Below are 25,318 nucleotides of genomic sequence, written 5' to 3'. Positions count from 1 at the left end.
AATTATTTATGCTAAATGAAAATCGTTGCTTTTATCCCATCGAAAATCTGGTTTCATCTCCTGTAGATTTAATTTTTCCGGAATGAATACTGAAATTTAATTAATGTAAATTCATTCTTTTAATAAAAATACGGCATAAAAAAACCACCGGAATTCCGGTGGTTTAAAATATAAATTAAGAAGATTTATTTACTCTAAACGAGCTTTAAGCTCTGCAGCTTTTTCATCTTCACCTAATTGGGTATAGATATTAATAGTAGTTCTAATTGCGTTAACATTCTCAGGATCATTTTCAATTACCTTTTCAAGGTATGGAACAGCTTCCTCGTAAATCTCTTTACGCTCTTCTTCCAGCTCCTCATAACGTTTGTTATCTTCCTTACTCATTCCAAGCTGATTCATCTCGTCAATTAGCTCACGTTCTTTTGCTAAAATTGCCACCACAATATTCATTCTTGCATTGGTCATTTCGGGATCAATTTCAAGAGCTTTTTCGTAATATTCAATAGCCTGTTCGTTATTGCCTAAATCTGCAGCTGTTACACCTAAGTTGTAATATACGTTAGGATCGTTAGGATTTTTCTTTACAATTTCCTGCATTAGTTCATTGTACTTTTCCTTATTACCCATTCTGTAATAAACATCGGCTTCTGCCTGGATTAGTGCAATATTGTCAGGATTTTCTGCTTTAGCATCCTGGATAGCTTCAATTGCTTTTTCGTCCTGTCCTTCCTGGATATAGATTAAAGCAATATTTTTAGCAATTTCCCCTTTTTTAGTAGGAATTTTACGGTCTTGAGGATTTTCGTACTCGCCCGTTTTAATCATTAAATCACGTTGCTCTTTTTGCATTACTTCCTGTTCACCAGTTTCTACATTGGTGGCAAGATATTCTACACCAGAACCATCAAAACCTAATTCTTTTAGATCTTCATAGTAATCTAAAGCTGTGGTGTAATCCTGAGCGTTCAACGAGTTAGCCGCAGCATAGTATAAATAAAGTGTATCCTGCTTATTTAACTGGTAACTGTAATACAATTTATCTGAAGCACTTTCGTAATTCTCTGTATTTTGATCGTTAATCGCGCTTTGTACTAAAGCATTTCTTACCTGGTCAAAACCCTGTATAGCTTCATCATCATTTCCCATTTCCTGGGCTTTCTGAAAAGCTTCTGCAGCAACTTCCAGGTCTTCCAGAGAAGCATTTTCTCCGTTTCCTAAATAAGCCTGCCCTTTATAAAGGTAGAATCTCTCTGTCCATTTATCATTTGCTTCAGAGAGCATAGACTCGGCAGTTTGTAATTGAGTTTTGGCTTCTGCATAGTTGCCATCTTCTACGGCATCGCCTGCATCTCTAATCTCACTTTTTTGTGCAACGGCAGCCACCGATAATAATGACAACGCAACAGTAAAAATATTAGTTTTCATCTTGTTTTGGTTTTTATTATAGTTATTCTTCACTATCGTCTACAATAGTTGTGCCATTTGGGTTTTCTTCAGCATCTTCGGCCTTCTCGGCGTCTTCCATCAACTCAACATCATCTTCATCGTGCAGTACTTTTGCAACAGCTGCAATGGCGTCGTTTCCTTTTAGATTGATTAATCTAACACCCTGAGTTGCACGTCCCATAACTCTAAGATTTGCAACTTCCATTCGTATTACTATTCCAGATTTATTGATGATCATTATATCTTCATCATCTGAAACATTTTTAATGGCAACAAGACTTCCGGTTTTTTCGGTAATGGAAATTGTTTTGACACCTTTCCCTCCCCTGTTGGTAATCCTGTAATCTTCAAGGCTTGATCTTTTTCCGTATCCATTTTCAGAAACTACAAGAATATCAGAATTAAAATCTTCTACCGAGATCATTCCTACCACTTCGTCTTTATCGTCGGCAAGTGTAATTCCTCTTACCCCTGAAGCGTTTCTTCCCATTGGCCTGGTTTTTCCTTCTTCAAACCTAATGGCTTTACCACTTCTTACGGCAAGCATTACCTGGCTATCACCGTTGGTTAACTTTGCTTCAAGCAATTCGTCATCTTCTTTAATGGTAATTGCATTAATACCATTAGTTCGAGGTCTTGAATATTGCTCTAAAGAAGTTTTCTTTACCTGGCCTTTCTTAGTGGCCATAATTACATAATGCTTATTAATGTACTCTTCATCTTTAAGATCTTGAGTACAGATAAATGCTTTTACGCGATCGTCTGGATCTATATTTATAAGATTCTGAATCGCTCTACCTTTTGAAGCTTTACTTCCCTCAGGAATTTCATAAACCCGCATCCAGAAACATTTTCCTTTTTGAGTAAAGAATAACATGTACTGGTGATTGGTTCCGGAGAATAAATATTCTAAGAAATCTTCATTTCGTGTATTAGAACCTTTTTGTCCAACTCCTCCCCTGTTTTGGGTTTTATATTCGTTTAAAGAAGTCCTTTTAATATAACCGGCGTGAGAAATTGTAATCACCACACGTTCATCTGGGATCATATCTTCTATACTTAGATCGCCACCAGAATATTCTATGGTAGAACGTCTTTCATCGCCATATTTTTCTTTAATCTCAAGAAGCTCGTCCTTAATAACCTGCATTCTGCGTTCTTTTCGCGCCAAAATGTCTTTAAGGTCTTCTATGGTTTTCATTATCTCTTCATACTCTGCACGAAGTTTGTCCTGTTCCAGACCGGTAAGCTGGCGTAAACGCATTTCTACAATGGCCTTTGCCTGCAATTCGCTTAATTCAAAGCGTTCAATTAATTTATTTCTGGCTTCTTCAGCATTGCTAGAAGAACGAATTAATGCAATTACCTCATCTATATTATCTGAAGCGATAATTAAACCTTCAAGGATATGAGCCCTATCTTCGGCCTTTTTAAGTTCAAATTCTGTTCTTCTTACAACAACCTCGTGCCTATGCTCTACAAAATGATAAATAATATCTTTTAGGTTAAGCATCTCTGGCCTTCCTTTTACAAGTGCAATATTATTTACACTAAAAGAAGTTTGTAAAGCGGTATGTTTATAAAGGGTATTTAAAACTATATTGGGGATTGCATCTCGTTTTAATTGATAAACGATTCTCATCCCGTTTCTATCAGATTCATCTCTAATAAGACTAATCCCTTCAATTTTCTTTTCGTTAACAAGATCGGCAGTTTTCTTGATCATATCTGCCTTGTTCACCTGGTAAGGAATTTCAGTAACTACTAAAAACTCTTTTCCGTTGATTTCTTCTAATGAAGATTTAGCGCGCATAACAATACGGCCTCTTCCGGTTTTAAAAGCTTCACGAACACCATCATAGCCATATATAATTCCGCCGGTAGGAAAATCTGGAGCTTTTATATGCTCCATCAACTCTTCTACTTCAATATCGTGGTTTTCAATATATGCAACGGTTCCGTCTATTACTTCAGAAATATTATGAGGTGCCATATTGGTAGCCATACCTACAGCAATACCGCTGGCACCATTTACAAGAAGGTTGGGAATACGCGTTGGCATCACCACCGGCTCGTTTAAAGAGTCGTCAAAGTTTAGCTGGGTATCTACCGTTTCCTTATCTATATCAGCGAGCATATCCTCACTAATTTTTCGCATTCTGGCCTCGGTATAACGCATTGCTGCAGGGCTATCGCCATCTACAGACCCAAAGTTACCCTGTCCGTCTACAAGCATATAGCGCATGCTCCAGTGCTGGGCCATCCTTACCATAGTATCATAAACAGAAGAATCACCGTGAGGGTGATACTTACCAAGCACTTCCCCTACAATCCTGGCCGATTTTTTATAAGACCGGTTAGAGAGTACACCAAGTTCATACATACCGTACAATACCCGGCGATGCACCGGTTTTAACCCGTCACGAACATCTGGTAAAGCACGTGACACAATGACCGACATTGAATAATCAATGTAGGCCGATTTCATTTCATCTTCAATATTTATAGGAATAAGCTTTTCTCCTTCAGCCATATTGTAAAGTTTATTTTAGTTCTCTAATCTAACGAGCCAATTTACATATTTTATAGATGTTCAAGCCCTGTTTGGCGTATTGTTTACCCAAATTTTATTAACAAATATTTAGTGTGCTATCGTTAATAAGTTCCTTATTTTACCCTTTGAATATTGAAAGTAATTTTGTCAATTAGCTAATATCATAGGATTAGGTACAATTTTTGAAAGTTTTGTACTGAATAAATCATTAGAGAGAAAGGAAGATAAAGATGGATGATAATTTTTCACCAAGAGTAAAAGATGTAATTGCATATAGCAAGGAAGAAGCACTGCGTTTAGGCCACGATTTTATTGGAACTGAACACCTTATGCTTGGTTTGCTGCGAGATGGAGATGGTAAAGCCATAGATATTTTAAATGCTTTAGATATAGATTTAAGTCATTTAAGGCGCAAAGTAGAAATACTTAGCCCGGCCAATCCCGAGTCTACTGCGGTTTCTAACGAAAAAAGAAACCTGCACCTTACCCGCCAGGCAGAGCGAGCCCTGAAAACAACTTTTTTAGAAGCTAAGCTTTTTCAAAGTTCTAATATAAATACTGCGCATCTATTGCTATGTATTTTAAGAAATGAGAACGATCCCACCACCAAATTACTTAACAAGCTTAAGATAGATTATGATGGGGTTAAAGATCAGTTTAAGTATATGATTGCCAGTGATGAAACTGATTTTCAGGACAGTCCTACGGCTGAATCATTTTCTGACGACGATAGCAATACCGATGATGCCACAAAAGATAATCCGTTTAGCGGAGGCGGCAGCGGCCCCGGGAAAACTTCTAAAAAATCTAAAACCCCGGTTTTAGATAATTTCGGAAGGGATTTAACCGCGATGGCCGAAAATGACAAACTTGATCCCGTTGTTGGGCGTGAGAAAGAAATTGAAAGGGTTTCTCAAATTTTAAGTAGAAGAAAGAAAAACAACCCACTGCTAATTGGTGAACCCGGCGTGGGTAAATCGGCTATTGCAGAAGGTTTAGCACTTAGAATTATTCAGCGTAAAGTTTCTAGAATCCTGTTTGATAAACGCGTGGTAACCCTGGATCTTGCAAGTTTAGTAGCAGGAACCAAATACCGTGGCCAGTTTGAGGAGCGTATGAAAGCTGTGATGAATGAGCTTGAAAAGAATGACGATATTATTCTTTTTATAGATGAGATTCATACTATAGTGGGTGCCGGCGGTGCCACTGGAAGTTTGGATGCCAGTAATATGTTTAAACCCGCCCTTGCAAGAGGAGAAATTCAATGTATAGGTGCTACTACTTTAGATGAGTACAGGCAGTATATTGAGAAGGATGGAGCTTTAGAAAGAAGGTTCCAAAAGGTTATTGTTGAGCCTACTTCGGTTGAAGAAACTATTGAAATTCTAAATAATATTAAAGATAAATACGAAGAGCACCACAACGTTTCTTATACAGATGAAGCGATTGAAGCCTGTGTAAAATTAACCAACAGATATTTAACCGATCGTTTTTTACCAGATAAAGCTATAGATGCTTTAGATGAAGCAGGTTCTCGAGTGCATATCACTAATATTGATGTTCCAAAACAGATTTTAGACCTTGAGCGTAAACTGGAAGAAGTACGCGAAAAGAAAAATTCTGTAGTTAAAAAGCAGAAATACGAAGAAGCTGCTAAACTTAGGGACGATGAGAAAAATCTTGAAAAAGAACTACAAATAGCCCAGGAAAAATGGGAAGAAGAATCTAAGAAACACAAGGAAACGGTTGATGAAGATAGCGTGGCTGATGTTGTTTCTATGATGACTGGGGTTCCTGTTAACCGTATTGCACAAACTGAAAGCAATAAACTGGTTGAACTTCCTAAGAAAATTAAAGGAAAAGTTATTGGCCAGGACGATGCGGTTGGAAAAGTGGTAAAAGCCATTCAAAGAAACCGTGCGGGTCTAAAAGATCCAAACAAACCCATTGGATCGTTTATATTTTTAGGCCAAACCGGGGTTGGAAAAACACAGTTGGCTAAAGTACTTGCTCGCGAGTTATTTGATAACGACGATTCACTTATTCGAATAGATATGAGTGAATATATGGAGAAATTTGCCATTTCTAGATTAGTAGGAGCGCCTCCCGGATACGTGGGTTACGAAGAAGGTGGCCAGCTTACCGAAAAAGTACGCAGAAAACCTTACGCGGTTATTCTACTGGACGAGGTAGAAAAAGCCCATCCAGATGTTTTCAATATGCTGCTTCAGGTTTTAGATGACGGATATTTAACCGATAGCTTAGGAAGAAAGATAGATTTTAGAAATACTATAATCATCATGACTTCTAATATTGGAGCAAGAAAACTTAAAGATTTTGGCCAGGGAGTTGGATTTGGTACCGCTTCCCAGCGCTCTCAAGCCGATGAAAATGCAAGAAGTGTAATTGAAAACGCGCTTAAAAAAGCATTTGCTCCAGAATTCTTAAACAGGATTGATGATGTAGTGATCTTCAACAGTCTTGAACGGGAAGATATTCATAAGATTATTGATATTGAATTAGTGAAATTATTCAATAGAATTGGAAGCCTTGGTTATAAATTAACTTTAAGTGATAAGGCAAAAGATTTTATTGCTGAAAAAGGATTCGATAAACAATATGGCGCAAGACCGTTAAACAGAGCGATTCAGAAATATATAGAAGATGCACTTGCTGAAGAAATCATCACTTCAAAATTAGCTGAAGGTGATAAGATTTTTATGGATCTCGATGAAGAGAAAAATGAATTAACTATAAAAATTGATAAGGCAGTTAAAGAAACTGAATCTTAGTGATTTAGGGAATTATTAGTTTTATAAGAGGCTATTTGAAAGATTCATTTCAAATAGCCTTTTTTTATTAAAGTCGTTGAAATATATTAAATTTGCAAAGAATTAATCCCTACATTAATGACTACTGATAAATTGGAAGTGAAATTTGGGCAGGTGCGCATTTTTCAAAATATCCTAATTGCCGAATTAAACGAAGGTCTTCTCTTTACCTCCGAAAATAACAAAGAATTATTAGCTATTGGAAAAGAGGTATTTAAAGGGAAAGACTATGGATATATTTCTTTCCGTAAAAATTCTTATGCAGTAGATCCTATGGTTTACCGGGAATCTGCCCAGGCCCAAAATTTAAAGGCTATTGCCGTAGTAAGTGAAAATGAACTTATTCGGTTAAATGCGCATAAAGTTGAACGCCAGTTTTACAAAACCCAGAATTCTTTTGAGGTTTTTGATAATTTGGACCAGGCAATAAATTGGATTCAATTCGAAATTTAATCGAAGAAATTTTCAGTAAAATTAAAATTTTCAAGAAAAGATTTAGCCGATTTTATATAAGGCGCCATCGTTACATCGGTATGTAATATTGGAACTTCGGCTCTAAATTCATTTAAAACATCACTTAGCATTGCCGAAGTTTTTGCCGGCTCTCTAAAGTGCATAGCTTGTGATGCGTTAAATAATTCAATAGCCAGAACACTATTTAAATTTTCTACAACTTTTAAAAGCTTTGTTGCGCCGTTTGCACCCATACTTACGTGATCTTCCTGCCCATTAGAAGAAACAATGGAATCTACCGAAGCCGGTACTGCAAGTTGTTTATTCTGGCTCACTATACTTGCTGCGGTGTACTGCGGAATCATAAACCCACTATTTAAACCGGGATTTTCAACCAGAAATGCCGGTAATCCGCGAAGGCCCGAAACCAATTGATAAGTTCTTCTTTCTGAAATATTAGCAAGTTCTGCCAACGCAATTGCTAAATAATCTACTGCCAGGGCCAGAGGTTGACCGTGAAAATTACCTCCAGAAATAATCTTATCTTCTTCAATAAAAATATTAGGATTATCGGTAACCGAATTGATTTCGGTTTTAATGGTTTTTCTAACAAAACTCAAGGTGTCCTTACTTGCGCCGTGCACCTGCGGGATACATCTAAAACTATAAGGGTCCTGTACATTTTCCTTTTCGCTCTTAGCAATCTGGCTGTCTTCCAAAAATCTACGAATACGTTCGGCAGTTTTTATTTGTCCGCGATGAGGTCTTGCCAAATGAACCAACTCATCAAAAGGAGATAAGTTACAATCAAAAGCATCTATGGAAACCGAACCAATAAGATCGGCCAGGTAAGATAATTTATAAGATTTCAGTAAGGCGTAAACGGCATGAGCGCTCATAAATTGCGTTCCGTTTAGCAAAGCTAAACCCTCTTTAGATTGCAATTTTAAAGCTTCCCAATTTTGGTTTTTCAGTAATTCTTCCCCGCTAATTATTTTATCTTCAAAATAAACCTCTCCCTCACCAATTAAAGGTAAGGCTAAATGCGCCAATGGAGCGAGATCGCCCGAAGCTCCCAATGAACCTTGCTCATAAACCACCGGCAAAATATCCTGATTGTAAAAATCTATAAGTCTTAAAACAGTTTCCAGGGCAATCCCGGAATTTCCATAACTTAAAGACTGAATTTTTAGTAAGAGCATTAACCTTACAATCTCTTTATTTACTTTATCGCCGGTTCCGCAGGCGTGAGATTTTACCAGGTTTTCCTGAAGCTCGGTTAATTTGCCCGGACTTATTTTTACATTACATAAAGCTCCAAAACCGGTATTTATTCCATACACCGGGGTATCACTTTCTGTAATCTTTTTGTTTAAGTATTTTCTGGATTTCTGGATATTGGATTCAGCCTCTTCACTAAGTGCCAATTGCTTCTTATTTACCATTATATCTTCAATGGTTTCTAAGTCTAAAATGGCTGAACTGATATAATGATGAGACTGCATAACTTACAATTTTAGATAATGGAGAAATATCCTGAACTTATTGAAATTACGGTAAATTCAGGCAAATTTTATTAAATAAGTAATGATTAAATTTTATTCCGAAAAATGATTAAAAATAATATTTCAGCTATAAAATAGAATCCTTTTAATTTCCGGGCCAAAATTCCTATTTCTACTGATACAATCCAAATTTAAAACCAAAATTTTAAGAATTATTCAACCAAAAGTTTTAAACAATTCTAAAAGAAGAATCTATCACTTCTTTTCGTCCTTCATTAAAGCTAAAAATGCTTTCCCCAGGTTGTCGCTTATATCTCCCGAAATTAAAGCTTCATATCCACTTTCTTCAGCGCAAATATCACCTGCGAGCCCGTGTAGATATACGCCTAAAATAGCTGCCACAAGGGGTTCATATTTTTGAGACATTAATCCGGCAATTATGCCTGAAAGCACATCACCACTTCCCGCTGTGGCCATCCCGGGATTTCCGGAGTTATTGATATAAATATGTTTTCCGCTAAATACAAAACTATGAGCTCCTTTTAAAACCAGAATTATCTTATATTTTTTAGTGAATTTCTCAATCTTATGAATCTTCTCAAAGTCATCATTCCACTTCCCTATTAGCCTTTCTAATTCTTTTGGATGCGGCGTTAATACCGAATTTTTAGGAAGCAAATCCAGTAATTCATTATTTTCAGAAAGCATATTTAACCCATCGGCGTCAATTAGCATAGGGTTTTTAATTTTTCCCAGTAAGCTTTTAAATGCTTTTACCGTATTAGAAGATTTCCCCGCCCCCATTCCAAAACAAATAACATCGGGTTCCAGATCGGTTTTAATATTGGTGAGCTCTTTATCGTTTTCATCTGTAATTACCATTGCTTCCGGAAAGCTGGATTGTAAAATTTCGTATCCACATTTTGGGACAAAAACACTACATAAACCGGCCCCCGCTCTTAATGTAGATTTTGCCGAAAGTACTATACTTCCAATTTTTCCATAACTCCCACCAATTACAAGTGTATGGCCGTAGTCTCCTTTATGAGAATTTTTATCACGCGGTTTATAAAGATGCCTGGCTTCACGTTTACCAATAAGCTGCGCCATTGCTTTAACTTCTTTTAAATAACCGCGATCTAAACCAATATCTAAAACCTGTACTTCACCTGCATATTTCATAGTTTGAGGCAGAAAAAATACCAGTTTCGGGGTTTGGAAAGTAAGGGTATAATTTGCTTTAATCACCGCAGTATCTTCTGCCGGCACTTTATCAGGAAACAATCCTGAAGGCATATCTACCGCCAGGCAAAATGCACCAGATTCATTAATATGCAACAACAATTTTGCAAGCCAGCCTTCAGCGGGGCGGTTTAACCCAATTCCAAAAATGGCATCTACCACAAAATCACCGGGAGAAATTTCAGGAAAATCTTCTTCTCGTTTTATCAATTCAGGCCAGGTATGGCTTTCTTTTTTATAGCGATCGTAATTCACAAGAAAATCATCAGATCGTTTATCGCTGTAATTCACCACGTAAACTTCAACCTTATAACCGTATTTATGAAGTAAACGCGCCACCACCAGTCCGTCGCCACCGTTATTTCCTATTCCGCAGAAAATTTTAATATTGATATCTGCACCTTCCAGCCGGGTATGAATTTCGTTAAAAACAAGGCTTGCGGCACGTTCCATTAAACGTGTACTCGAAATTCCTTCAGTCTTAAGTGTAACTTCATCAGCTTCTTTTAATTGTTCTGCAGAGAGTATCTTCATAATTGGTTTGGTTGAATAATTACATTCATAAAATTACAAATTAAAGCCTGAAAGCTTTGTTCTAAAAATTTAATCTAAACTTAAATTTCGGGGAGTTTTGCCAATAAAAGTTTAATACAGAAACTTATTAAATATAAAACTGCGTGCTAAGCCTATTATGTTAACTATTCTTCATAAAAAGCCTTTTTTAATATTGTATTCAAAGTGAAATCGATAAATTTGCCCAAATTTTAGAAAAATGAAAGAAGTTGCCTTAGCTGCCAGACATAAAGAATTAAATGCCAAAATGGTACCTTTTGCAGGTTATAATATGCCTGTTTCTTATGGAGGTGTGAATATTGAACACCAAAACGTTCGTGAAAAATTAGGTGTTTTTGATGTTTCCCATATGGGAGAATTTCTAATTACCGGGGATAAGGCTCTGGAACTTATTCAGAAAATTACCACTAACGATGCTTCTAAACTGGAAGACGGGAAAGCGCAATATACCGTAATGCCCAACGAAACCGGCGGAATTGTTGACGATTTAATTGTATACAGGATTAATTCTGAAAAATATTTGCTGGTAGTAAATGCCTCTAACATAGATAAAGACTGGAACTGGATCGCGCAACATAATACTATGGATGCAACGATGCGCGATATGTCTGACGAATTTTCACTTTTGGCTATACAGGGACCAAAAGCGGCAGAAGCTATGCAATCTTTAACCGATGTAGATCTTTCTAATATGAAATTCTACACTTTTGAAGTTGCTGAATTTGCTGGAATAGATAAAGTAATTATTTCGGCTACAGGTTATACAGGCAGCGGCGGATTTGAGATCTATTTTAAAAACGAAGATGCCGATCAAATTTGGGATCGCGTGATGGAAGCCGGGAAAGACTACGGTATCAAACCTATTGGTTTGGCTGCACGTGACACTTTAAGATTGGAAATGGGCTTCTGTCTCTATGGCAATGATATAAACGAAACCACTTCTCCAATTGAAGCTAAATTGGGGTGGATCACCAAATTCACCAAAGATTTCATTAATTCTGAAGCTTTAAAGAAAGAAAAAGAAGAAGGACCAAAACGAAAGTTAATCGCCTTTGAATTGGAAGAACGTGGAATCCCGCGCCAGGGGTACGAAATTGAAGATGAAGATGGCAAGGTTATTGGCGAAGTAACTTCTGGGACAATGTCACCATCGCTGGAAAAAGGAATAGGTTTAGGCTATGTGCCTTCTGAAGTTGCTAAATTTGGCAACAAGATTTTTATAAAAGTTAGAAAAAAATCCATTCCGGCCGTACAGGTGAAATTGCCCTTTTATAAAGGATAGTTTTTGGAAAGAATTTTAATTTTAGGAGCAAGCGGCTTTATAGGCAACGCCTTATATAAAGAGCTATGCTCCTTTTTTGATACCCACGGTACCTACCACACTCCAAACCGCGTTTTTGAAGAAAATCACCAGTTTCATCATTTTGATATTGAAACTGAAAATATTGAGATCCTGCTTCAAAATGTGAAACCTACGATTATTATCTCTGCCGTTCGGGGAAATTTTGATGCGCAAATAATCGCCCATTTTGAAATAATTAATTACATCCTCACTCATAAATGTAAATTGCTGTTTATTTCATCTGCCAATGTGTTTGATGCTTTTACCAATTTCCCTTCTTATGAATATGATAAAACATTATCCCAAAGCATTTACGGCAGATTTAAAATTAAGATTGAAAACGCTCTTCTAAGATTACCAAACGATAAGTACAACATCCTCCGCTTGCCAATGGTTTTTGGCCATAATTCACCAAGATTGAAACAAATTAAAACGCTAATAGATTTAGGTGAAGCCATAGAAGTTTTCCCAAATGTGGTGATTAATGTAACCGAAATTGAAAAGGTAACACAGCAAATTCATTACATCATTAATAGAAAAAAACAAGGGGTTTTTCACCTGGGAAGCTCCGATCTGGTACATCAAAAAGATTTTATTGAAGAGGTTTGTGAAGTTTTAGGTTATAAAAACCTTGTTTTTAAAAATATCTACGATTCTAATTTCGATAGGTTTTTAGCGGTTTTACCTAAAGAAAACATTCTGCCTAAAAACTTACAGGTTTCAGTACAGCAGGTCGCAAAGGCATCAATAAAGAATTAGGTGTTAATCTTGTACTAAAACCCAATTAGATTGAAAATTCAGGCTTTAGTTGCTTAAATTTAAAAGACTAATCCTTAAAAATTATTACAATGAAAAAGCTTAGCGAAGACGAAATCAATAAAAAGCTGGAAAATCTTGAGGGCTGGGTTTATAAAGACAATGCAATTCATACTTCATTTCAGTTTGCCAATTTTAAAGACGCTTTTACCGTAATGACGCGCATTGCTTTTGAAGCCGAAGCCCAGCAGCATCATCCAAATTGGGGAAATGTTTATAATGAACTTGAAATTTCCCTTTCTACCCATGATGCCGATGGAGTAACCGAAAAAGATTTTAAACTGGCAAAAGCTATTGAAGAAATAGTAGAAGCTTCGGCTTAAATTCAGAAAAAAGAGCATTAAAATTTAAAGCTTCCAATTTTTAAATTGAATTGGAAGCTTTTTTATATTTTTGCTTCAATTTTTTATTCAGAATAAATGGGAAGAGCATTTGAATTTAGAAAGGCGCGCAAGATGAAACGCTGGTCTGCAATGGCCAAAGCCTTTACCCGCATTGGGAAAGATATTGTGATGGCTGTTAAAGAGGGCGGCCCAGATCCTGATACCAATGCCAAATTAAGAGCAGTTATTCAAAACGCGAAAAGCGTGAATATGCCCAAAGATAATATTGAGCGTGCCATTAAAAGGGCGAGTGATAAAAATCAGGGCGATTATAAAATTGTACTTTTTGAAGGTTATGCACCCCACGGAATTGCCGTTTTGGTAGAAACCGCTACCGATAATAATAACCGTACTGTTGCCAATGTTCGCTCCCATTTTAATAAATGTGATGGAAACCTTGGAACTTCAGGCTCGGTTGAATTTATGTTTGACCACACTTGTAATTTCAGACTGAATGCTGAAGGACTTGATGTGGAAGAATTGGAACTTGAATTTATAGATTTTGGGGCTGAAGAAGTTTTTGAAGATGAAGATGGCATACATATTTATGCCCCTTTCGAATATTTTGGAGCTATTCAAAAAGAATTAGAAAACCGGGGAATTGAAATACTTTCTTCAGGATTTGAAAGAATCCCCCAGGTTACAAAACCACTTTCTGCTGAAGAAGCTGCAGATGTTGAAAAACTGTTGGAAAGACTGGAAGAAGACGATGATGTACAGAATGTATATCACACTATGGAAGAAACTGAGGCTTAATTTTCTTCATTATAAGACATAAAAAAAGCTGTTTAGAATAATTCTTTGAAATGAACCCTAAACAGCTTTTTAATTTTTAATGCTCTCCCCTATCGTGTTTTGTTGGTTGGCCCTTTCTACGCTTCTTTTCTTCTTCTAAAAGCGAAAGTTCACGCCCTGTTTGCCCCTTAACCGATGTATTTTCCTGTGCCCTTCTTAATAAATAAGGTACAACTTCGCGTACAGGACCAAAAGGCACCAGTTTCGCTGAATTGTATCCTTTCTTTGCCAGGTTATAACTAATATGATCACTCATTCCATAAAGTTGGCTAAACCAAATACGATCGTCGTTTAAAGGCAGGCCTTTATCTTCCATACTTTGCAGCGCAAGATAATTACTCACCTCGTTATGAGTCCCTATAAATAAATGTATATCATTAAGGTTTGCTAAACAGTAAGACATCACGCTATTAAAATTAACATCTGTAGCTTCCTTGTTTTCGCAAATTGGGGTAGTATAATTATATTTTTTTGCACGTGCATTTTCTTTTTCCATATAAGCTCCACGCACAATTTTAGCTCCTATTTTAAAGCCTTCTTCTTTAGCTCTTTCGTGAAGATTTTTCACATACTCCAACCTGTCCCAACGGTAACATTGAAAAGTATTATAAATAAGAATTTTCTCCTTGTTATACTTTTTCATCATTTCTTCCATCAATTCATCGGCTGCGAGTTGCATCCAACTTTCCTCGGCATCGGCGTATAATCTTACATTATTATCATAAGCACATTTACAAAGAGTATCAACCCTTTCTTTAACACGTTCCCATTCTTCCTTTTCTTCGTCGCTTAAATTAATTCGTTCTGTGATTTTTTCCCAAATGGCAAACCTTCCAATTCCTGTAGGCTTAAATAGTGAAAACGGCAATTCGTCACTTTCAGCAGCGAATTTTATCAACTTCATTTTTTTATCTAAAGCAGCATCAAACTGCTCTTCGGTTTCTTTACCCTCTACCGAATAATCAAGAATGCCGTGCAATTTTTCAGCATACATTTCTTTGGTAAGCGGCTTACAATCATCTTCGGTAACACCACCACAAAACTGTTCAAAAATGGTTTTTTTAATCAGTCCTTCTACAGGCAGGTGTAGCTTTAAAGAAATTTTAGTCAACCAGGAACCGGCATCTACCAGTTGCTTGTTCTTCATCATACTAAACAAAAAGATAGCACGATCCAGTTCTAAATCAGATTTTAATTTAAAAGCTGTTTTAGTATCATTAAAAATTTTTCTATTAATCATGGGGTGTGTCTTAATTAGCGCAAATATAATTATTGAAGTTTGATTTTATTATGAATATTTCTGCTTATTTTCGAAGCCCAATCAGATAAATGTTTAAAACGTCAAGAACTATGTCCAACATGGCAGCCAAAGGGCCGGTTTACTATCAGGAAGATGGTTTTCTTAAAATAAATACATATCTAAAAGAGGCAAAACCTTCCAAAGTCTTCATTTTAGTAGATAATAACACGCATCGTGATTGCCTGGCTACTTTTTTACAGAAAATTGATGCTTCAGAAAATTTTGAGATTTTAGAGATTGAAGCCGGTGAGATCAATAAAAACCTGGAAACCTGCAGTGGTGTTTGGAATGCACTTTCAGAATTAGACGCAGATCGCAAAAGCCTAATGATAAATGTAGGTGGTGGCGTTGTAACCGATCTTGGCGGATTTGTTGCTTCTACTTTTAAACGCGGCATAAGCTACATAAATGTACCTACCAGTCTTTTGGCGATGGTAGACGCATCTGTTGGAGGAAAAACCGGTGTTGATCTTGGAAATTTAAAAAACCAGATTGGCGTAATTAATCACGCTGAAATGGTAATAATTGATCCATCTTTTCTGGCCACCCTACCCCAAAACGAAATGCGAAGCGGTTTGGCAGAGATCCTAAAACACGCATTAATTAGCAGTGAGACCTATTGGGAAAGAGTGACTAATTTAAGCGAACTAACTTTAGACGATCTTGACGATATTATTAGAGAATCGGTAGAAATAAAAGCTAAAGTTGTCACCGAAGATCCGGAAGAAAACGGATTGCGAAAAACCTTAAATTACGGTCATACATTAGGGCACGCTATAGAATCCTATTTTTTAACCCACCCAGAAAAAACTACTTTACTTCACGGCGAAGCTATTGCGGTGGGAATGATTTTGGCAACTTATCTTTCTAAAGAACTTAAAAGTTTCCCGGAAGATAAATTGAAAGAAATCACCATTAAAATTTTGGATATTTACGAAAAAGTAGAATTCTTGGAAGAAGACATTCAGCAAATCATAGATTTGATGAAATACGACAAGAAAAATTCGCACGGAAATGTAAATTTTGTTCTGCTAAAAGATATTGGCAACACCGAGATAGATTGCAAAGTACCTAACACGCTAATTTGGAATGCTTTTGAATATTACAGGAAAACTTGATTTATAATATAAAAACAGTATTTTTAAAACCTACTAACTACATCCTCATAAACTTTTATTTATGAAAAGAATTATTGTTGACTACAAAAAATTAACTCCCGAAATCCTGGGGCTTTTGGTTGAGAAATATCCAGATGGGTATGATGACGACCAGATAATTGCCTTTAAAAACGCAAAAAACGAGACGGTTGAAGCGGTTGAAGTAAAAACCGAAGACACTATTTACCTGGTTAAAGTAAGTACACGACTTGAAAATACTATGGCCAATTTTGATGAAGACGATTACGACGATTCAGACTATAATGAGCCTATCGTAGAAATTCCTGAAAAAGACGAAGAGGAAGACAAAGACTAAGAAATTACAAAATATTAAACCAAAAAAGGGATTTTTCTGAATGAAGAATCCCTTTTTTATTAGGGGATTTTTTACATTTTGACATTCAAAAGTCGGTTGCAATTGCGAAGCGTAGGATGAGCCTGCGCTAAAACTTGAGATTAAGGCATAAAAAAACCACTTAGGTTTCTAAGTGGTTTATATTAAGTCGGGGTGGCAGGAAGTTTTTGAGGCTTCATCAGCCAAGTAATACCGCGACCCTGTACTTTAAATTTTGGATATATTCACCGAATCATTCACTAAAATAGAAAGAACTATAAGACCCATATAATTTGATCGTCTTTAGCATTATAAAAGTACAAATAAAATTTACTCTATTAAATGATAAGAGCATTTTCCAGTTTATTATTATTTAAACATTTGTATAATTATTACACTTTGGGTATGATATTGATTTTTATATTACCTATCAAAGTAAATATTTTTTCTCAGTTTCCTCTTCGGAATATTATAAATAGGGAACTAGTTATTAAAGCTGAAATTCTATTTTCAGTTCCCCTTTGGTGGCCTTATAAGGGTCAAAGATTAGAGTTCTTGAACCTTCTCCATAATAATCAGTGTACCATCTTTCTTTAATATTTCCTGATAGTTTTAAAATTGGCTTATTATCATCTGAATGCATTTTAAGAATAATAGTATCGTTAACGTGCCCAGTTATCCATACATTCATCATTGTATAGGGGTATAAATCATAAGGCTCCAATGTGATTTCTTGTGGTTCTGAAAAATCAGTAATAACAAGTTTCGCCTCATCCTTATTACATGAAAATAAAATTCCTGTATAGACTAAAATTATTAAATATTTAAAAAATCTAGACATAATTCACTTACTGATTTGTTGGTGTTAACTGTGAATCATTAGTTGCATTATAGAAACCATTTAGAAAAACCAAATGGTTTAAATACATTAATTCACCATTATCTAATGCATCTTCAACTAATTGGAATATAAAACCGCCATATTGGGTTGCTAACCCTCTCCCTTTAGCATTATTAAACAGATCCATTTGTGTCTCTTTAAAATGATTTGGATAATTAGGGTCATAATTTATATCTTCATGCGCATCGGTCAATTGTTTTGTTATACTCGACCCAATATAATTTGTTGAAAGGGCATTCCAAAGTGAATGTTTTATAGCATCTCCTTTGCGATTGCGTACTGGTTTTGGGTAAAAAATCTCTGCATAGGTATAGGCTTCAGAGGCCGCCCTTAAATATAAGGCTTTTTGCATTATAGATAAATTTTGGAATAATTCTAATTCGCTAGGTGACATTTTACCCTTTAAAAAATCATGTAAACCAGGATTGTTAATTAAACGAGCTTCAAAATCCACTTCACCACCGTTCATAAAAGCATCGAAAGCTTCGTTTCCAAAAGCCATTGCTTGACGTGAAAATTGATTATTCTACATATAAAAGTATAACCTATCTGAGAAGGTAGGTTCTTCCTTTAATTTTTGAGATTCTGAATAATTAAGTGACCACATATTGGTGAGATACTCTGCAGTCGTAACCCTACTACCATCGTCCATTAAAATTGTTAAAGAATGTAAATCGTTACTGGTGTTATCAGTTGAGTCACTGCCTGATCCACCTGATGGCTGATCAGTTGAACCCCCATTGTCACCAGTCGAACTATTGTAACATTCGTAAACATCTATATAATCATAACCTGGCAGGTATGGGCTTTCCCTGTTACAACCTTCACAACCCTGTCCAGGCAAGTGACCACATCCACAAGAATAAGGTACAGCCACCCTAGACGACACTACCTCCCCCTCACAACCATAGGGATAGGTAGTACCGTCTCCCTGGCCACCACCACCACCGGTGCTACCGCCATTACCACTTTCGGGGGGCTCTTCATTTTCAGGGATATGAGTTATCACATCTGTACGATAAGTATTTATTTCACCATCAAAAGTTTTGGTTTTATCCCCAAGCCATTCTGGAGTAGGTTTGTAAGCTGTTATGAACATTCCTGGAGTACCCGCTTTATTTTCAATGGTTAGATTATAAATTGTAGAGTTCTTTGGATTTCTTTTTTCGAGCACCATGGTATATGAAATATACTCTCCTTGCTTTATTCGCTTTATATTATCTGTTTTAATTATAAAATCTCCCTCAGAAGATTTTAAAGATTTCCCCTCTATAGATTTATATAAATCCATTTTATTATTGATATCATCGAAACTTTTCGTGAATTCTTGATAGGAAACAGTTTCAATTTGAGGAGATTGATTGAGTATAACTTCCTCCTTTTTTTCTGTTATACTTTCGTCTGTCTCACAACCCAAAATAAATGAAAAACAAAATAATCCAAATAGTAAGTAATTTTTTCTCATAGTAATGATTATTGAAAGAAATATTATTAAATCCAATAATACAGTTTACTATTATTTTTTTTGACTGTAAAAACCGTAAAATAAATACGGTTTTACCACGTTTAACGCTTAAATAATTAATGAAGGGTTAATTATCTAAATCCGGAATTTTCTTTAACGGATTTTCCAATTCATAGGAAATTATTTTAAAAAATAATCAAGTTCTACTTACAAAAAGGTTTAGACTTTTATCTGTCTTTCCATAATCAATGAAGCACCTAAAATAATTTCTCAGGCATCCATCCGATAAAAAAACATATATTTTGCAGCGAAAGCGAGTATATGGTTTATAATACTTTCGGTTTCAGGCTCTTGAAAACACTGAATATAAAATTATTCTAGTTTTAAGGCTTTATACATTTAATAAAGCGAAGTGCAAGATGTGTGCCTGTGGGCACAATCTTGATTGCTCCCGATGGTCGCAATTAAAAGAAAGATGTTTAAGGGGGAAGTCCTAATCAAAACCATTTACTTTTTTCATCTTAAGCATTTTCCTTTTTTAGCTGATTAGAAAACAATTGTAGATCAGGGTGAATTGATTGTTCCGCTATTTTATTTACTTCTTTCAGCGCCATCGCATTACCTTTTGATGCTCCTTATCTTCAAGCTTTAAAATTATAGAGGAGCTATAAATAGCGAAGCGGTTTATGTGCTCCGGTTAATTTTAAAGCTTATTCTTTAGCAGCAAAGGGTAAGGTGAGGTAAGAAGGATTCTAAAAGAAACTTTGAAATCCTGATCGGTGAATTTTAGTAACTACCTGGCGGACTTGAGTCAAAAAGCTTTTTCGGTATTATTCTTTCAGTATTTATTATGCTGAGCTTTTTGGCTCGTGTCCAAGACAATTGGTAATGAACCTCTTTTGCTGAAATGGAGCTTTTGCGAAGTGGAAGGAGAAGTGGTGAATGACTGGGTTAATCCATATTTCCGTGAAAAAATTACCGCTATTACTGGCTTTGGAAGATTTTTCCGTGAAAATTAATTTTCAAATTTTCAGAACTAAAATAATTCAATCCCATTTAACATCAAAAAGCCCAATAATTTACGAAAATGACTACCCAACACAGCGTAGCGTGTTACCCTCTTGCTGTCATTTTCTAAGTTTTTGATTTTATAAGAACGTTTCGGCAAGTTATCCGGAATTGAATAAAATCTTTAGTTTTTTACAATTAAATGAAATATTATTATCAAAAAGGCATTAAAGTTCAAAAGCATCAGCTTTTAGTTATTGAGATTAATATAGATAAAAATCTAATTATTTACTTTTTCAAAGTAATATATTTCAGTAGCAGAAATTTGGTCGATGTGGTAATCAAGATTAAGAATTAACTGATCCCCATTCAGTTTAAAACTCCCTTTGGTAGCACTCCCTATTTGAATTGAATTTTTAGATGAGTCTAAAGAAACATTCAGATTATAAATACCTTCGGTAAGTCCATGAAAGACTCCATTTGGATAACGATCGGACCCACCATTGTTCTGTATATTTTCTAGCAAGATAAAATCATCTATTAAGATTTCGACTTCTTCTGATTCTAAATCAAAGTTCCAAAATACACTGCTCCACAATTCTTCTGTAATAAGTTCATCTTCGGTATTAGTGATTTTTTTCATTTCCCACAAACCATCTATGCTTGGCTCTGTCGAATTATCACCCTCACAGCTTAATGAGAGAAATAACCCTATTAAAAGAATAAAAGATAAAAATCTTTTGATAATTTCTTGAAACTTCATAAATACTTCGATATTAGATTTATTAAAAAGATTGTAGAATAATTAAAAAATCAATTGAAATGCCTGGCTTCTTTCTCAAATATATTTGTTTTGTTGTTAGTGTTAATATAATATAAGGCATTACCTAGTAAATAATTAAAGTCGGTGTAAAAAATTTGATCATATAGCCTAAAAAGTTTAGATTTTTCCCTTAAACCATTAGTAACAGGGTCAAGATAAAAATTTACGCCCGATAATTGCTCATATTGATAAGTATGAATGAGTTCATGTGCCTCTGTTCTTTTTGTAACGGAAGTTCTCAAACTAATTATGTTTGCACCAGATTTTCCTAAAGCAGATAAATTGGGCTTAAGAAAGACAATAGTACCCAATTGAACGCTTTTACCTAAATGAAATTTTCTTCCTTTAGAAGCATTAAGTATAGTCCCATAAAGTGGAAAAAGGTTAATTCTATACTGAAACCTAAGCCGATCTTGAGTGTAAATATCAATACGATTAAAACCAAAATTAATATGCCAACGCACCCAAAAGTTATCGTTTCTTGCTGCATTTTCAATGATAGAATTTCCGGCAGCATTTAAGATTTTAGAAGGGTAAACAAAAGCATAAGTGTCATTTTTAGATAAAGTTCTTAACATTCGCTTACTTTCGAAAACAAGATAACCGCCCATAGCTCCCTGAGCAAATCCTTTTAAAATTACCTTTCCAATTTTTTCATCAGAATCTTTATTAATAATGGCACCAATTCCACCTATTATGGCTCCTGTACTAATATTTAGTAGTCCATATTCTAAATCTGTATTTTGAGCACTTATCGTAAAATCCCCTGATATGAAAAAAATTAGCAAACATGTAAAGAGCCTGTATTTATTATGAATACAGGCCTTATTGTAATATTTTCTTGATCTATTCAGTGACAACCGTACTCATATCTCGTATTAAAACTAAGGAAATGGTTTGATGGGATTCCGCGAAAATTTTGTAAGTTTCTTCATCATACTCTTCAATTTGAACATTTCCTCTTAACAACATTAAATCTACTAAAGCATGATTGGGTATATCATCGAAGATGGAATTATTTAAAATAAACTTTCCATTATCTTCTTTTATGTAATCAATATTTTTAACTGTACGATTTTCATTGTTTTCAGGTATAACATTCCTGCCATCATACATTACCGAAACCATTAAGCCTTCTTCATTTTGAGGATCTGCATTCCACTCTAACTTAAAATCCTTGTAGAAAGCATAAATAAACATATTTTCTCCCGATGGAATTGGTTTTGATATATTTAGTTTTTTAGGAATATACATTTTCTTATTGGATTTCTCATCCAATAGACCTTTCTCATCATTAAACCCAATATTTAGAGTTTTACCATAAATATCCTCAACCGTTTTGGCATTAGAATTTGCATCCAGTCTCATTCTTTTTCCTTCAACGGTAATTACTGGCTCTTTTTTATCTATAAAGACACTTTTAACAATTGAATGTTCTCCATCCTTTGTGGACTTTAAAGCGTGAAAGCCTACTTTATTATCTGTCTGTTTTAGAAAATTTTTATACGCACCAGCCCTCAAGCTTAATACTTTAATTTTTTCTTCGGCATTCCCTAATTTCTCATTTTTAGCCTCTGTATCTTCATCTAAATTAGCATCACCTTCGCAGCTAGTTATTGCAATTATCGTCACGATAAGCATTATATATCTTAAATTCATCATTTTATTTTAGTTTAAAGTTCCGCCACCATAAATAGGAGTTGGAATAATTACTGCCTGTGGATCCATTCTATAAGGCATTTTTTGACCATTTAAATTACCTTCTATGATATTATCAGGATTATTCTCTTGTTTAATCCAAGTTACAGTAATTGCCGTGTTATCGTGCTCGCTGTAAAAAGCATCAGTTCTAATGGTAATTTTAACATCTCCCGTCCAACGAGTACTTGGAGCAGGTGCAACTATACTAGTGGCGCCAACCTCGGGATCTCCTGCTTGAAAATTAAACTTACCCGTATTAACGCAATTGTCACCATCAGTAATAAAGCGAATTTCGGCATCAGCTACATTTTCAGGCGCCTGATTGCCTTTGGTTTCAAGTACCTCAGTAAGAAAATATATTGTCCGATCAGAACTAGCGTAATTGATTCCGAAAGCCATATCAAAAAATTGTCCGGTATATTCAGGAACCTTTAAACCAAAATTAATGAAAGAGATAGTTTCTTGAGAATCATACTCGCAAGTAATTACAGCCGGCGGTTCCCCGTCTTCCCAATCTTTGCAGCTAGACATGCATAATATCACAGCAGTTAATAAAAAAAGTAGTTTTTTTTTCATAATAAAATCTAAATTTAAAAAGGTTAGAAATCTAAATGCTCAAAACATTTTTTAGTAGTAACGAAATTGAACAATCGCAATGTAGGATATTCATACAAATAGATACGGCGGGAATCCCGTAATAAAAGTACGGTTTTACCGTATTTAACATTTTCAATTATTTCTATGGGAGCACCATTGGCTAAATTACTGTTAAGCGAAAAGTTTAACGAAGGACATGAAAATTATACATATCAATTTTCCTGTCTTTGGTAATTTTTCGCAAGTATTGGTTGGTTTTCTTGTTGTAATAAACCGGAAGTATATAATTGGTAAAGACTTTCTGATGGTCATGGTCCTTTTCAATAATACGTTCAATTTCAACCATTAGTGGAATTCTAATCACAGTAGTAGTTTTTATACTTCGATTAAAAATACACTTCTTCCCATCCCTAAAAATTTGAATATGCTTTTTCTTTAGTTCTCTTATATCCCCATAAATTAACCCCGTATAACAACAGAACAAAAAATATCAAGGTTATTGATGTAATTAATCCTTTTAAACTCTTTTTATTTAGTCTCTTGTAATTCTGCTTTGGATAAGTATATCATATCCACCTAATGAAAAAGCAGTTTAAACCACTTGGCGGGTTTCTTTTCAAACCAACCTAAATCTTCCGCCAGGCGCATTAATTTTTAAAAAGCCCCATATATTTCAACAATTTAGTTAGTTCCATTTGACCGGCCAGATCTATCTTTTCTTTCCTTCTTAGCCATTCTTTTTTCCAAGTTAATCATATCACTGCTTATTTTATTTTCCATTACCCGGGCATAAATTTGAGTAGTGGATAATTTTGTATGCCCCAAAAGCTTGGATACGGTCTCAATAGGCACTCCGTTAGAGAGCGTAACCGTAGTTGCAAAAGTATGCCGTGCTGAATGAAAAGTAATATGTTTCCTCACCTTTGCAGCTTTCATGACTTCTTTTACATATTCATTCATCTTTTGATTGGATTTCACGGGAAACAAATACTCACTAACAAGGTCAAAACGTTTATCCTGGTATTTTATTAAAATAATATCGGCTTTAAGGAGTAGTGGAGCTTTTACGGGTTTATTAGTTTTTTCACGTTTGGTATATATCCAGTTTTTACCGTCCATTCCTTTAACAATATTATCATTGGTCAATTCCTTAAGCTCACCATAAGTAAGCCCGGTATAACAGGAGAATAGGAACATATCTTTAACCCGTTCCAGGGATTCACTTTTAAAAAACGTTTCTTCGACCATTTTTAGTTCATGCTCCGATAAGAATTGACGATCGTTTTTCTCAAATTTCATTTTATAATTCTGGAAAGGACTTTTCTCCAGCCATTCTAATTTAATGGCCAGGTTGATCATTTTTTTAAAGCGTTCCAAGTGTTTCATAGTCCCGTTGGTGCCACAGGTCTTCCTTGCTTTTTTAGCCCGGTAATTCCTAAGGAACATTTCAAATTCGGTGATAAACTGGTAATCGATTTGCTTTAGATACACATCCTTGGTTTTCTTTTTCTTTTTTAGAAACTCGTCCAGGTATTTGGCAGTGGTATTATAGTTTTTAAGCGTACCCCATTTAAGGACTCCTTTCATTGTCTGGCTATGATACTTAATAATATCCTTGAGGGTTTTATGCTCTTCATCTAGCCCAAGATAGGAAGCTTTGACTTTATCGGCAGTGATTAAGGTATCTTTATCCAGAATTCTCTTTTGGGTGTCGAGTAATTTGGAATAAACCTGGTCTAAATAACTGTTTAATGTTTTAATCCTGGGGGAAGTTCCTTTAAGTCGTCCTTTAGAACTATCCCATTCATTCACTGAAGTTTTCCTTTTTAGGCTCATTTCAGCGCATTTTCCATTTACCGTAATACGGGCGTAAATAGATAATTCTTTTTTGTTCCGGTTGAGTTTTCTTGTGAAGAAAAGCACGGAGAATGTAGTAAAATCAGGCATTTCGAATGTCTTTAAGGATCATTCTCAAAAGTTGTGTGTGAATTGAAATATTAGTTTGATTTTTGTTTTCTAAACAGGAAGCATTGGATCCATACATAGACCTACTCAAGATATTATTACCAGAACTATTAATCACCCATTT

22 protein-coding genes are annotated in these 25,318 nt (G+C 35.3%); 8 read left to right on the top strand and 14 right to left on the bottom strand.

Annotated elements, in window-relative coordinates; all coding sequences use genetic code 11:
• Positions 1–189 precede the first annotated feature (189 nt).
• On the bottom strand, positions 190–1,428 hold the full coding sequence (locus J0871_RS10800) for a tetratricopeptide repeat protein (RefSeq protein WP_208225231.1): 1,239 nt from the start codon (positions 1,426–1,428) through the stop codon (positions 190–192).
• A 22-nt stretch (positions 1,429–1,450) separates the two neighbouring features.
• A complete protein-coding gene (gyrA, locus tag J0871_RS10795) occupies positions 1,451–3,982 on the bottom strand; it encodes a DNA gyrase subunit A (RefSeq protein WP_093306582.1) in 2,532 nt (843 codons plus the stop codon).
• A 251-nt stretch (positions 3,983–4,233) separates the two neighbouring features.
• Between gyrA and J0871_RS10790 the strand changes: the two genes are divergently transcribed.
• Both J0871_RS10790 and J0871_RS10785 read left to right on the top strand, forming a co-directional pair.
• Positions 4,234–6,795: an ATP-dependent Clp protease ATP-binding subunit gene (locus J0871_RS10790; RefSeq protein WP_208225230.1), complete on the top strand. Its 2,562-nt coding sequence runs from the start codon at positions 4,234–4,236 to the stop codon at positions 6,793–6,795.
• 117 nt (positions 6,796–6,912) lie between these two features.
• On the top strand, positions 6,913–7,287 hold the full coding sequence (locus J0871_RS10785; RefSeq protein WP_075326645.1) for a hypothetical protein: 375 nt from the start codon (positions 6,913–6,915) through the stop codon (positions 7,285–7,287).
• On the opposite strand, the gene hutH is transcribed toward J0871_RS10785, so the two are convergent.
• Positions 7,284–8,792 carry a histidine ammonia-lyase gene (hutH, locus tag J0871_RS10780; RefSeq protein WP_208225229.1) on the bottom strand — a complete coding sequence of 503 codons (1,509 nt, stop codon included), beginning with the start codon at positions 8,790–8,792 and terminating at the stop codon, positions 7,284–7,286. The two genes, J0871_RS10785 and hutH, sit on opposite strands and share 4 nt — an antisense overlap.
• 255 nt (positions 8,793–9,047) lie before the next feature.
• A complete protein-coding gene (locus tag J0871_RS10775) occupies positions 9,048–10,568 on the bottom strand; it encodes an NAD(P)H-hydrate dehydratase (RefSeq protein WP_208225228.1) in 1,521 nt (506 codons plus the stop codon).
• A gap of 238 nt (positions 10,569–10,806) precedes the next feature.
• Between J0871_RS10775 and gcvT the strand changes: the two genes are divergently transcribed.
• The 4 genes from gcvT to J0871_RS10755 all read left to right on the top strand — a co-directional run bounded on the left by gcvT (position 10,807) and on the right by J0871_RS10755 (position 13,904).
• Entirely contained in the window at positions 10,807–11,889 is a 1,083-nt protein-coding gene (gene gcvT, locus J0871_RS10770; RefSeq protein WP_208225227.1) for a glycine cleavage system aminomethyltransferase GcvT, read from the top strand.
• 3 nt (positions 11,890–11,892) lie between these two features.
• Positions 11,893–12,708: a sugar nucleotide-binding protein gene (locus J0871_RS10765; protein ID WP_208225226.1), complete on the top strand. Its 816-nt coding sequence runs from the start codon at positions 11,893–11,895 to the stop codon at positions 12,706–12,708.
• 89 nt (positions 12,709–12,797) lie between these two features.
• Positions 12,798–13,088 (top strand): 4a-hydroxytetrahydrobiopterin dehydratase, encoded by a 291-nt coding sequence (locus J0871_RS10760; RefSeq protein ID WP_075326640.1) that lies wholly within the window; start codon positions 12,798–12,800, stop codon positions 13,086–13,088.
• Between the two features lie 96 nt (positions 13,089–13,184).
• Positions 13,185–13,904, top strand: coding sequence for a YebC/PmpR family DNA-binding transcriptional regulator (locus J0871_RS10755; RefSeq protein WP_208225225.1), 720 nt, complete (start codon positions 13,185–13,187; stop codon positions 13,902–13,904).
• Between the two features lie 76 nt (positions 13,905–13,980).
• Here J0871_RS10755 and J0871_RS10750 read toward each other — a convergent pair whose 3' ends face one another.
• Complete coding sequence (locus J0871_RS10750) at positions 13,981–15,183, bottom strand: proline dehydrogenase family protein (protein WP_208225224.1); 1,203 nt, start codon at positions 15,181–15,183, stop codon at positions 13,981–13,983.
• A 110-nt stretch (positions 15,184–15,293) separates the two neighbouring features.
• On the opposite strand from J0871_RS10750, the gene aroB reads away from it, so the two are divergent.
• Positions 15,294–16,361 carry a 3-dehydroquinate synthase gene (gene aroB / locus J0871_RS10745; protein ID WP_208225223.1) on the top strand — a complete coding sequence of 356 codons (1,068 nt, stop codon included), beginning with the start codon at positions 15,294–15,296 and terminating at the stop codon, positions 16,359–16,361.
• Positions 16,362–16,422: 61 nt separating this feature from the next.
• Positions 16,423–16,716 carry a hypothetical protein gene (locus tag J0871_RS10740; RefSeq protein ID WP_208225222.1) on the top strand — a complete coding sequence of 98 codons (294 nt, stop codon included), beginning with the start codon at positions 16,423–16,425 and terminating at the stop codon, positions 16,714–16,716.
• Positions 16,717–17,224: 508 nt separating this feature from the next.
• On the opposite strand, the gene J0871_RS10735 is transcribed toward J0871_RS10740, so the two are convergent.
• The 9 genes from J0871_RS10735 to J0871_RS10695 form a co-directional block, all read right to left on the bottom strand.
• Positions 17,225–17,575 (bottom strand): hypothetical protein, encoded by a 351-nt coding sequence (locus J0871_RS10735; protein ID WP_208225221.1) that lies wholly within the window; start codon positions 17,573–17,575, stop codon positions 17,225–17,227.
• Between the two features lie 7 nt (positions 17,576–17,582).
• Positions 17,583–18,137 carry a hypothetical protein gene (locus tag J0871_RS10730; protein ID WP_208225220.1) on the bottom strand — a complete coding sequence of 185 codons (555 nt, stop codon included), beginning with the start codon at positions 18,135–18,137 and terminating at the stop codon, positions 17,583–17,585.
• Positions 18,138–18,161: 24 nt separating this feature from the next.
• Positions 18,162–19,100, bottom strand: a complete 939-nt coding sequence (locus tag J0871_RS10725) for a hypothetical protein (protein WP_208225219.1) — start codon at positions 19,098–19,100, stop codon at positions 18,162–18,164.
• 1,288 nt (positions 19,101–20,388) lie between these two features.
• Positions 20,389–20,871, bottom strand: coding sequence for a hypothetical protein (locus tag J0871_RS10720; protein WP_208225218.1), 483 nt, complete (start codon positions 20,869–20,871; stop codon positions 20,389–20,391).
• Positions 20,872–20,921: 50 nt separating this feature from the next.
• A complete protein-coding gene (locus J0871_RS10715) occupies positions 20,922–21,791 on the bottom strand; it encodes a hypothetical protein (protein ID WP_208225217.1) in 870 nt (289 codons plus the stop codon).
• Positions 21,778–22,593 (bottom strand): hypothetical protein, encoded by an 816-nt coding sequence (locus tag J0871_RS10710; protein WP_208225216.1) that lies wholly within the window; start codon positions 22,591–22,593, stop codon positions 21,778–21,780. The genes J0871_RS10715 and J0871_RS10710 overlap by 14 nt, the downstream gene beginning before the upstream one ends.
• A 6-nt stretch (positions 22,594–22,599) precedes the next feature.
• Positions 22,600–23,163 carry a hypothetical protein gene (locus J0871_RS10705; RefSeq protein WP_208225215.1) on the bottom strand — a complete coding sequence of 188 codons (564 nt, stop codon included), beginning with the start codon at positions 23,161–23,163 and terminating at the stop codon, positions 22,600–22,602.
• A gap of 250 nt (positions 23,164–23,413) precedes the next feature.
• On the bottom strand, positions 23,414–23,593 hold the full coding sequence (locus J0871_RS10700; RefSeq protein WP_208225214.1) for a hypothetical protein: 180 nt from the start codon (positions 23,591–23,593) through the stop codon (positions 23,414–23,416).
• Positions 23,594–23,910: 317 nt separating this feature from the next.
• On the bottom strand, positions 23,911–25,176 hold the full coding sequence (locus tag J0871_RS10695; RefSeq protein ID WP_208225213.1) for a site-specific integrase: 1,266 nt from the start codon (positions 25,174–25,176) through the stop codon (positions 23,911–23,913).
• Positions 25,177–25,318 lie beyond the last annotated feature (142 nt).

Source organism: Salegentibacter sp. BDJ18 (assembly GCF_017579965.1).
In the GTDB taxonomy this organism is placed as follows: Bacteria; Bacteroidota; Bacteroidia; order Flavobacteriales; family Flavobacteriaceae; genus Salegentibacter.
The sequence above is the reverse complement of the archived record's forward strand: the minus strand, read 5'-3'. Positions and strand labels throughout refer to the sequence as shown.

Excerpts from the sequence above, each read along its gene's own strand:
- J0871_RS10725 (WP_208225219.1), bottom strand. The coding sequence starts at position 19,100 with ATGAGAAAAAATTACTTACTATTTGGATTATTTTGTTTTTCATTTATT.
- J0871_RS10800 (WP_208225231.1), bottom strand. The coding sequence starts at position 1,428 with ATGAAAACTAATATTTTTACTGTTGCGTTGTCATTATTATCGGTGGCT.
- J0871_RS10750 (WP_208225224.1), bottom strand. The coding sequence starts at position 15,183 with ATGATTAATAGAAAAATTTTTAATGATACTAAAACAGCTTTTAAATTA.
- J0871_RS10790 (WP_208225230.1), top strand. The coding sequence starts at position 4,234 with ATGGATGATAATTTTTCACCAAGAGTAAAAGATGTAATTGCATATAGC.
- aroB (WP_208225223.1), top strand. The coding sequence starts at position 15,294 with ATGTCCAACATGGCAGCCAAAGGGCCGGTTTACTATCAGGAAGATGGT.
- J0871_RS10730 (WP_208225220.1), bottom strand. The coding sequence starts at position 18,137 with ATGGCTTTTGGAAACGAAGCTTTCGATGCTTTTATGAACGGTGGTGAA.
- J0871_RS10775 (WP_208225228.1), bottom strand. The coding sequence starts at position 10,568 with ATGAAGATACTCTCTGCAGAACAATTAAAAGAAGCTGATGAAGTTACA.
- J0871_RS10695 (WP_208225213.1), bottom strand. The coding sequence starts at position 25,176 with ATGCCTGATTTTACTACATTCTCCGTGCTTTTCTTCACAAGAAAACTC.
- gcvT (WP_208225227.1), top strand. The coding sequence starts at position 10,807 with ATGAAAGAAGTTGCCTTAGCTGCCAGACATAAAGAATTAAATGCCAAA.
- gyrA (WP_093306582.1), bottom strand. The coding sequence starts at position 3,982 with ATGGCTGAAGGAGAAAAGCTTATTCCTATAAATATTGAAGATGAAATG.
- J0871_RS10740 (WP_208225222.1), top strand. The coding sequence starts at position 16,423 with ATGAAAAGAATTATTGTTGACTACAAAAAATTAACTCCCGAAATCCTG.
- J0871_RS10785 (WP_075326645.1), top strand. The coding sequence starts at position 6,913 with ATGACTACTGATAAATTGGAAGTGAAATTTGGGCAGGTGCGCATTTTT.
- J0871_RS10720 (WP_208225218.1), bottom strand. The coding sequence starts at position 20,871 with ATGAAGTTTCAAGAAATTATCAAAAGATTTTTATCTTTTATTCTTTTA.
- J0871_RS10755 (WP_208225225.1), top strand. The coding sequence starts at position 13,185 with ATGGGAAGAGCATTTGAATTTAGAAAGGCGCGCAAGATGAAACGCTGG.
- hutH (WP_208225229.1), bottom strand. The coding sequence starts at position 8,792 with ATGCAGTCTCATCATTATATCAGTTCAGCCATTTTAGACTTAGAAACC.
- J0871_RS10710 (WP_208225216.1), bottom strand. The coding sequence starts at position 22,593 with ATGATGAATTTAAGATATATAATGCTTATCGTGACGATAATTGCAATA.
- J0871_RS10705 (WP_208225215.1), bottom strand. The coding sequence starts at position 23,163 with ATGTCTAGCTGCAAAGATTGGGAAGACGGGGAACCGCCGGCTGTAATT.
- J0871_RS10760 (WP_075326640.1), top strand. The coding sequence starts at position 12,798 with ATGAAAAAGCTTAGCGAAGACGAAATCAATAAAAAGCTGGAAAATCTT.
- J0871_RS10735 (WP_208225221.1), bottom strand. The coding sequence starts at position 17,575 with ATGTCTAGATTTTTTAAATATTTAATAATTTTAGTCTATACAGGAATT.